Origin of the sequence: Bradyrhizobium sp. (assembly GCF_036009065.1) — a bacterium.
Taxonomy (GTDB): Bacteria; Pseudomonadota; Alphaproteobacteria; order Rhizobiales; family Xanthobacteraceae; genus Bradyrhizobium.
In genome coordinates, this window is sequence record NZ_DASYMN010000343.1 from 1 (window position 1) to 7929 (window position 7929).

General features: G+C 63.6%; 10 protein-coding genes. 2 read left to right on the forward strand and 8 right to left on the reverse strand.

Annotated elements, in window-relative coordinates; all coding sequences use genetic code 11:
- Positions 1 to 1279 (forward strand): caspase family protein (locus VGP39_RS21025; protein ID WP_327570021.1); only part of this gene is annotated, 1279 nt, incomplete at its 5' end.
- Between the two features lie 244 nt (positions 1280 to 1523).
- On the opposite strand, the gene VGP39_RS21030 is transcribed toward VGP39_RS21025, so the two are convergent.
- Positions 1524 to 1763 carry a BrnA antitoxin family protein gene (locus VGP39_RS21030; RefSeq protein ID WP_327570022.1) on the reverse strand — a complete coding sequence of 80 codons (240 nt, stop codon included), beginning with the start codon at positions 1761 to 1763 and terminating at the stop codon, positions 1524 to 1526.
- A gap of 2 nt (positions 1764 to 1765) precedes the next feature.
- A complete protein-coding gene (gene cysK, locus VGP39_RS21035; protein WP_327570023.1) occupies positions 1766 to 2749 on the reverse strand; it encodes a cysteine synthase A in 984 nt (327 codons plus the stop codon).
- A gap of 208 nt (positions 2750 to 2957) precedes the next feature.
- Between cysK and VGP39_RS21040 the strand changes: the two genes are divergently transcribed.
- Positions 2958 to 3173 (forward strand): hypothetical protein, encoded by a 216-nt coding sequence (locus VGP39_RS21040; RefSeq protein ID WP_327570030.1) that lies wholly within the window; start codon positions 2958 to 2960, stop codon positions 3171 to 3173.
- A 12-nt stretch (positions 3174 to 3185) separates the two neighbouring features.
- On the opposite strand, the gene tgt is transcribed toward VGP39_RS21040, so the two are convergent.
- The 6 genes from tgt to coaD form a co-directional block, all read right to left on the reverse strand.
- Positions 3186 to 4319: a tRNA guanosine(34) transglycosylase Tgt gene (tgt, locus tag VGP39_RS21045; RefSeq protein ID WP_327570024.1), complete on the reverse strand. Its 1134-nt coding sequence runs from the start codon at positions 4317 to 4319 to the stop codon at positions 3186 to 3188.
- Positions 4316 to 5398 (reverse strand): tRNA preQ1(34) S-adenosylmethionine ribosyltransferase-isomerase QueA, encoded by a 1083-nt coding sequence (queA, locus tag VGP39_RS21050; protein ID WP_327570025.1) that lies wholly within the window; start codon positions 5396 to 5398, stop codon positions 4316 to 4318. Before queA ends, tgt begins: the two co-directional genes overlap by 4 nt.
- A gap of 107 nt (positions 5399 to 5505) precedes the next feature.
- On the reverse strand, positions 5506 to 5970 hold the full coding sequence (locus VGP39_RS21055; protein ID WP_327570026.1) for a peptidylprolyl isomerase: 465 nt from the start codon (positions 5968 to 5970) through the stop codon (positions 5506 to 5508).
- Positions 5946 to 6386: a hypothetical protein gene (locus VGP39_RS21060; protein WP_327570027.1), complete on the reverse strand. Its 441-nt coding sequence runs from the start codon at positions 6384 to 6386 to the stop codon at positions 5946 to 5948. Before VGP39_RS21060 ends, VGP39_RS21055 begins: the two co-directional genes overlap by 25 nt.
- 6 nt (positions 6387 to 6392) lie before the next feature.
- Positions 6393 to 6956 carry a peptidylprolyl isomerase gene (locus VGP39_RS21065; RefSeq protein ID WP_327570028.1) on the reverse strand — a complete coding sequence of 188 codons (564 nt, stop codon included), beginning with the start codon at positions 6954 to 6956 and terminating at the stop codon, positions 6393 to 6395.
- A 25-nt stretch (positions 6957 to 6981) separates the two neighbouring features.
- Entirely contained in the window at positions 6982 to 7479 is a 498-nt protein-coding gene (gene coaD, locus VGP39_RS21070) for a pantetheine-phosphate adenylyltransferase (protein ID WP_327570029.1), read from the reverse strand.
- Positions 7480 to 7929: the final 450 nt, after the last annotated feature.

Consider the following 7929-nt stretch of genomic DNA (forward strand, 5'->3'; position numbering starts at 1 on the left):
TCCCAATCCGCCGATCGACGCCAAGTCGATGGCGAGCGTGCTGCGGAACGTCGGCTTCGAGGTGGTCGAGGGCAGCAACCTCACCCGCGACAAGATGACCGAGCGGCTGCTCGAATTCGGCAAGAAGGCGCAGGGCGCCGACGTGGCGTTGTTCTTCTATGCCGGCCACGGCATCGCCATCAGCGGCACCAACTACCTGCTGCCGATCGATGCGGACATCAAATCCGAAATGGACGTCAAACTGGGCGCCGCGATCAATATCGACCTTACGCTCGACCAGACCATGGGCGACGCCAAGGTCAAGCTGGTGTTCCTCGATGCCTGCCGCGACAATCCGTTCGCGGCGAAGATCAAGTCGAATTCCGCTACCCGCAGCGTCAACGTGCAGACCGGCCTTGCCGAAATGAAATCCGGTGAAGGCACCCTGATCGCGTTCGCGACCGGCCCCGGGCAGACCGCGCTTGATGGCCAGGAAGGCACCAACAGCCCCTTCACCCGCGCCCTGATCGCCAACATCGCCAAGCCGGGTGTCGAGATCCAGCAGGCCATGACCCAGGTTCGCGCCCAGGTCAACGAAGTGACCAGCAAGGGCCAGCTTCCCTGGGGCCACACCAACCTGATCGGCTCGGTGTACCTGAATGGCGCTCCGCCCGCGGGCGCTGCTGCGGTGGCAGCCTTGAACACGCCCGCGGTTGCCGCGGCTTCCGGCGGCTCCGACGTCGAGCTTGAGTTCTGGCGCTCGATCAAGGAATCCAACAAGCCCGAAGAGCTCAACGCCTATCTCGCCAACTACCCGAACGGACAGTTCAAGTCGCTCGCGCTTGCCCGGATCGCGTCGCTGCAGGACGGCCCGAGCACGACGACCCGCAACCTGACCACCGGCATCGATCCTGCAACCTTCAACGAGGCAGCAAACCAGACAACCGAAGATCAGATCGGGCTCGACAAGGGTCTGCGCCGCGACGTGCAGCGCCGCCTCACCGGTCTCGGCTTCGATACCAAGGTAACCGGCAAGTTCGACGAAGCGACGCGGTCCGTCATCACCCGCTGGCAGGCCGCTCGCGGCTATCCGAAATCCGGTTACCTCAACAGGCTGCAGCACAAGGCGCTGCTCACCGAAATCGTTGCGACCACGCAAACCAGTTCCCGCGACGATTCGGAGCAGAAACCGAGGCGCCGGCGCAGCGGAGGCGGAGGCGGAGGCCATCATTATCGCGGCGGCGGAGGCGGCGGCCCCGGCGGCTTCATCGGCGGCATGGTCGGCGGAATATTCCGCTAAAGCATGATGAATTTAGTTTGGAGGGCAAGTGTCACCTCTCCCCCGCAGGGGAGAGGTCGAAGCCGGAGCGCAGCGCAGGCTTCGGGTGAGGGGACTCTCCACCCACTCGCGCTCGCAGATAGGCCCCTCACCCGGATCGCGTCTGGCGATGCGATCCGACCTCTCCCCTGCGGGGAGAGGTGAACCAACGTCACGGCGATTCCACATAAAGCAATCTAACGCTAATCAGCGTCCCGTCGGGTGATCACTTCCCCGCCGCCTTCCTCAGGGCGTCGTTGATGCGGTCCTGCCAACCCGGACCGTCCTGCTGGAAGTGTTCGAGAACGTCCTGGTCGATCCGCAATGACACCAGCTCTTTCACGCTGGGAAGTGCGGCTTTCTTCGGCGGAGCCTCCGGCGCCTTCGTGGTGGTTTTCTTGAACGCTGCCTCGGCCTCGGTGCGGGCGTCGTTCAAGGTGCGCGGTCGTCTCGGCTGATCCGCCATGGTCAAATCCCTTCGAACAATGCGGTCGAGAGGTACCGCTCGGAGAACGACGGCACGATCGCCAGAATGGTCTTGCCGGCGCTCTCCGGCCGTTGGCCGATCTGCAGTGCGGCTGCGATCGCGGCGCCCGATGAGATGCCGCCCGCAATGCCCTCGATCCGGGCCAGCGCACGGGACATGTCGATGGCGGCGGCGCTGTTGATCCGGACGATCTCGTCGATGACAGAGCGATCGAGCACGTCCGGGATGAAGCCCGCGCCGATGCCCTGAATCTTGTGCGGCGAATGCGTGCCGCCCGACAGCACCGGGCTTTCCTCCGGCTCGACCGCGACAACCCGCAACGACGGCTTGCGGGGCTTCAGCACCTGCCCCACGCCCGTTATCGTGCCGCCGGTGCCGACGCCGGCCACGAAGATATCGAGGTCGCCGCCGGTGTCGTTCCAGATTTCCTCCGCGGTGGTGCGGCGGTGAATTTCCGGATTGGCGAGATTCTTGAACTGCTGCGGCATCACGGCATTCGGCGTGGTCCGCACCAGGTCCTCGGCGGTGGCAATCGAGCCCTTCATGCCTTGCGCTGCCGGCGTCAGCACGATCTCCGCGCCCAGAAACGCCAGCATCTTGCGGCGCTCGATCGACATCGATTCCGGCATCACCAGTTTGAGGCGATAGCCGCGCGACGCCGCCACGAAGGCCAGCGCGATTCCGGTATTGCCCGAGGTCGGCTCGATCAGCACGGTGTCGGCGTTGACGATGCCGGCCTTCTCCATCGCGATGATCATCGCCGCGCCGATACGATCTTTCACGCTTCCCGCGGGATTGAAATATTCCAGCTTGGCCAGGATCGTTGCGTCCACGCCGTGCTGTTGCGGCAATTTGCGCAGTCGCACGATCGGCGTATCGCCGACCGCATCGACGATGCTGTCGAAAACCCGGCCCCGTCCGGGACGATGCGTTTGTGCTGCGCTGGGAGCCGACGCCGTATCCATGATGAATCCGATAGGACAACACTGCGTGAAGTCAGAGAGCTTTCGCAATCAGACTGCGCCGAAGCGCGGGCGCTTGCAACCGTCGCGCACGCGCGCCTTCGCTGCGCCGCAAAATCCGAAAATTCCTAAAAGGAACGCATTTGTGTTGCGACATCGTCAAACAAATCATTGTATGTTGCAGATAGGTCAGCACCCCGAGGAGGTCACGATGCCAGCGATTGCTGAAATCTTGTCGACCAGCGTGCCTCATTCCGCGCCGCGCGGAAGCGATCTGCCTGTCTGCCTTGTCTGCGCCGATTCCATGGTGGCCGCGGAGGCGTCGGCTTTTCTGTCTGACAACGTCGTCAGCTATCTCTGGACCTGCGACACCTGCGGTTACGGCTTTGTGACCAAGCATTCGCTGAGCCGGCCCGCGCGCAACTAGCCTTCACGGAATTTACCGCGGCGGAAGGTCGCCGCGCGCCCAATTCGCGCGGGTCTGTTGCCGGAACTGCTGGAATGTGCCCTGCGCAATTGCCTCGCGGATATCCTGCATCAGCGTCTGGTAGTACGCGATATTGATTTCAGACAGCAGCATCGCGCCCAGCGTTTCACCTGCCTTGACGAGGTGATGCAGATAGGCCCGCGCATAGCTGCGCGTGGACGGCCACGCGCTTTCCTCGTCGAGCGGACGCGGATCGTCGGCATGCCGCGCATTCTGCAGGTTCACCGCACCAAACCGCGTGAACGCCATGCCATGGCGTCCGTTGCGGGTCGGCAGCACGCAATCGAACATGTCGATGCCGCGCGCCACGGCCTCCAGAATATCTTCGGGGGTGCCGACCCCCATCAGATAGCGCGGCCGATCCGTCGGCAGAATTGGGGCGACCTCCTCGATCATCGCAAGCATCACCGCCTGCGGCTCACCAACCGCCAGCCCGCCGATGGCATAGCCGTGAAAGCCGGTATCGACCAGGCCCCGCGCGCTGGCCTGCCGCAGTTCAGCTACGTCGCCGCCCTGCGCGATGCCGAACAGCAAATAGCCAGGAAGCGCGCTCTCGAAGGCGCGCTTGCTGCGTTCGCCCCAGCGCAGCGATAATTGCATGGCGCGTTCGATATCGCCGCGCCCGGCCGGCAGCCGCACGCATTCGTCGAGCTGCATGGCGATGTCGGAGCCGAGCAGCCGCTGCACTTCGATCGACCGCTCCGGCGTCAATTCGACCTTGGCGCCGTCGATATGGGAACGGAACGTCACCGCGTGTTCGCTCAGCTTGCGCAGCTGCGCCAGCGACATCACCTGGAAGCCGCCGGAATCGGTCAGCATCGGGCCGTTCCAGCCGGTGAAGGTCTGCAGGCCGCCGAGCGCCGCGATGCGCTCGGCGCCCGGCCGCAGCATCAGATGATAGGTGTTGCCGAGCACGATATCGGCGCCGGCGTCGCGCACTTCGCGCCAATGCAGGCCCTTCATCGCCCCCGCGGTGCCGACCGGCATGAACGCCGGCGTCCGCACCACGCCATGGGGTGTGGTGAGCGCGCCGGTCCGCGCTTCGCCGTCACGGCCCTGCAGATGGAAATAGCTCGCTGCGGTCATGTCCGGGCTTTATCAGGAAACAGCAGGCAGGCGTCGCCGTAGGAATAGAACCGGTATCCGCCGGCGATCGCGTGGGCGTAGGCCCGCTTCATCGTGTCGAGACCCGAGAAGGCCGACACCAGCATGAACAGGGTCGAGCGCGGCAGGTGGAAATTGGTCATGAGGATATCGACCGCGCGGAAGCGGTAGCCCGGGGCGATGAAGATCGCAGTCTCCCCGGCGAACGGTTTTATGGTGCCATCCTCCGCTGCCGCGCTTTCCAGCAGCCGCAACGACGTCGTGCCGACCGCGACGATGCGTCCGCCCCTGCTACGCGCTTCGTTCAGGGCATCCGCCGTGGCGCGTGAGATGGTGCCCCACTCAGAATGCATCTTGTGCGCGGCGGTGTCCTCGACCTTGACCGGCAGGAATGTCCCTGCCCCCACATGCAAGGTTACCCGGTGAATGCCGATGCCGCGTTCGCGCAACCCCGCCTCGAGAGCCGGCGTAAAATGCAAGCCCGCGGTGGGTGCTGCCACCGCGCCTTCGTTGGCCGCGAACATGGTCTGATAGTCGGCGGCGTCGCGCTCATCAGGCGCCCGCTTCGAGCCGATGTAAGGCGGCAGCGGGGTCGCACCGAGATCGGCGATGGCCTGATCCAGTATTGGCCCGTGAAACGAAAACGACAGGGTAATTTCGCCGTCCTCGCCTTTGTGTTCGACCTGCGCATCGAGATGGCCGAGCAGGCATACTTTTCCTTCGTTGCCGAAACGAACGATATCGCCCTGAGCCAGCTTCTTTGTCGGTTTGACCAGGGCCTGCCAGCGCGAACCGTCGAGGCGTTTGATCACCGTCGCCTCGATCTTGGGCTCGGTGCCGCGGCCGATGCGGCGGCCCGTGAGCTGAGCCGCGATCACCCTGGTGTCGTTGACAACCAATTGATCGCCGGGCTGCAGGAATTGCGGAAGATCGCCGACGGCACGATCCTGCAAGCCCGCACCGGGTTGCACCACCAGCATCCGCGCGGAATCGCGCGGGCTCGCCGGCCGCAACGCGATGCTGCCGGCCGGTAAATCGAAGTCGAAGAGGGCGGTGCGCATACGTTGAACCCGTCATTGCCGGGCTTGACCCGGCAATCCATCCGCTTGGAAAGACTCTTGCGAAGATGGATGGATGCGCGGGTCAAGCCCGCGCATGACGGGAGTGATTACGCCGCGTCCGCGGCCATCCGCGCGGTGATGATCTTGTCGGGATCTTTCACCGGCTCGCCGCGCTTGATCTTGTCGACGTGTTCCATGCCCGAGGTGACCTTGCCCCAGACCGTGTACTGGTTGTTGAGGAAGGCGGCATCGTCGAAGCAGATGAAGAACTGGCTGTCGCCGGAATCCGGGCTCGCCGCGCGCGCCATCGACGTCGTGCCGCGCACATGCGGCTCCTTGTTGAATTCGGCCTTGAGTTTCTTGCCGGAGCCGCCGCTGCCGGTGCCCAGCGGACACCCGGTCTGCGCCATGAAGCCTTCGATGACGCGATGGAACACGATGCCGTCGTAAAAGCCCTCGCGCACCAGTTCCTTGATCCGCGCGACATGGCCCGGGGCGAGATCGGGCCGCATCTCGATGGTCACGGCGCCTTTAGTGGTTTCGAGGATCAAAGTATTGTCGTTGTCAGCCATGCTCTCTTCTCTGTCGGTTGGGGTGAAGGTTTGCGATTTTGAAATCGGATGGCGAACGGCCGGCCGGCAACCGCGCCGCCCATTCCTTCCGTAAATGGCATCGGCGTACAGCGTTGCAACGTCTCCATTACCGCGACGCGGTACATCAGCCGGTCATTATCGGTGGCCCCTTCGGATTCATAGGTGATTTTCGGGCGGCCGAGGATGTTTCCGTCGCGCGTAAAGCTCACGATCACGGTGATTTCGACCTCCGGATTGGCGCGTGACGGTGGCGGCGGTTTCCAACACGTCCGCAGCCTGGCGAACGCTTCCTTGATATTGTCGACTTGCCCCGGCTCGGCATGCGCCGTCGAAATCGAGGCCATGAGAGACAGCGTCGTTGCAAACCCGATCAGGTGTTTGCGAGACCGTGCCATCGATCCTCACTTGATGTCGGATGCGACCTGCACCTTCACCATCTTGTCGGGGTCGGTGACGGTGCCGCCTGCCGAACCGGGAGGCGCCTTCTTCAGCTTGTCGACGACGTCCATGCCGGAAACGACATCGCCGATCACTGTGTACTGGCCGTTCAGGCTGGAGCCGTCAGCGAACATGATGAAGAACTGGGACTTTGCGGTATCGACGCTGTCGCCGCGCCGCGCCATGCCCACCACGCCGCGCTTGAACGGCACGTTGGAGAATTCGGCTTTCAGGTTAGGATATTTCGAGCCACCGGTGCCGTTAAAGTTCTGGCCGTCGCCGGTCTGCGCCATGAAACCGTCCATCACCCGGTGGAACGGCACGTTGTTGTAATAGCCCTCGCGCGCCAGCGTCTTGATGCGTTCGGCATGCTGGGGCGCAAGATCGGTCCGCAGCTTGATGACGATGCGGCCCTTGGCGGTGTCGATGACAACAGCATTGGCCTTGTCGAGATTAGCGGGCAGCGGCTGCGCAAAAGCGGGAGCCACGCACATCAGCGCAGCAATCAGGCTAAGAATTCGGATCATGAAAACTCCGGACTAGAATAACCGGCTAACCGGCGAATTTGGTCTTCAAGCTGGCCGCGACCGCATCGGGAACGAAGGCAGAGACATCGCCGCCCATGGTCGCGATTTGACGCACCAGTGTGGCGGTGATCGGGCGGACCCCCGCCGAGGCCGGGATGAAAACCGTGTGCACCTCCGGCGCCATGGTCTCGTTCATGCCGGCGATCTGCATCTCGTAGTCGAGGTCGGTGCCGTCGCGGAGGCCGCGGATCATGATGGACGCGCCGTGCTTCTGCGCCGCCGTGACGGTGAGATTGTCGTAAGTGGTGCAGTCGAAGGCGCAGCCGGCCGCGGAGGCAACCGGGGCAAAGACAGTTTCGACCATCTCGAGCCGCTCCTCGACCGAAAACAGCGGTTTTTTACTGGAATTGACCCCGATTGCGACGACCAGGCGGTCGCACAGGCCGACGGCGTGCCGGACGACATCGAGATGGCCGTTGGTGACGGGGTCGAAAGAGCCGGGATACAGGGCAATACGGGGCATAAACCCGTCTACCGCGCCCCGCAAAACCCCGCAAGCGGATGGTTCCAGCCAAAGGCCGCAACGGCCAACCTTTTATTTTCCAAGCCTTTTCGAACCATAGCGGGGTCGCCGCGTCTCCTATGCAGGCCGGCGATTGTTTCGTCCCGGGATGGGCGACGAAACAAAACTCTGGGGCGACGAAACCATATTCCGTGTCCGCGAAGACGGGCTGAAACGGACGCGGGGTATCAGTTGGTTAACAAAACGACGGGGCCGCCAAGGCCCATGACAGGGGACCGTCATGATCAAGACACTTTCCGCCATCGCAATCGCGGCATTCATCGCAGCCGCCCTCACCGTGCTCCCGGGCTTTGCCCCGCAGGTGGAAGCCAGCAATGTGGCCGCTCCGCTGGCCAAGGCCGACCGCCTCGACATCCGGCGCGACTGCTCGCAGCAGGCATGGCCCAACAT

What these genes read in the sequence shown, in the direction of transcription:
- VGP39_RS21030 (WP_327570022.1), bottom strand. Translation starts at nt 1,763, where the DNA reads ATGGCGGATCAGCCGAGACGACCGCGCACCTTGAACGACGCCCGCACC.
- cysK (WP_327570023.1), bottom strand. Translation starts at nt 2,749, where the DNA reads ATGGATACGGCGTCGGCTCCCAGCGCAGCACAAACGCATCGTCCCGGA.
- VGP39_RS21040 (WP_327570030.1), top strand. Translation starts at nt 2,958, where the DNA reads ATGCCAGCGATTGCTGAAATCTTGTCGACCAGCGTGCCTCATTCCGCG.
- tgt (WP_327570024.1), bottom strand. Translation starts at nt 4,319, where the DNA reads ATGACCGCAGCGAGCTATTTCCATCTGCAGGGCCGTGACGGCGAAGCG.
- queA (WP_327570025.1), bottom strand. Translation starts at nt 5,398, where the DNA reads ATGCGCACCGCCCTCTTCGACTTCGATTTACCGGCCGGCAGCATCGCG.
- VGP39_RS21055 (WP_327570026.1), bottom strand. Translation starts at nt 5,970, where the DNA reads ATGGCTGACAACGACAATACTTTGATCCTCGAAACCACTAAAGGCGCC.
- VGP39_RS21060 (WP_327570027.1), bottom strand. Translation starts at nt 6,386, where the DNA reads ATGGCACGGTCTCGCAAACACCTGATCGGGTTTGCAACGACGCTGTCT.
- VGP39_RS21065 (WP_327570028.1), bottom strand. Translation starts at nt 6,956, where the DNA reads ATGATCCGAATTCTTAGCCTGATTGCTGCGCTGATGTGCGTGGCTCCC.
- coaD (WP_327570029.1), bottom strand. Translation starts at nt 7,479, where the DNA reads ATGCCCCGTATTGCCCTGTATCCCGGCTCTTTCGACCCCGTCACCAAC.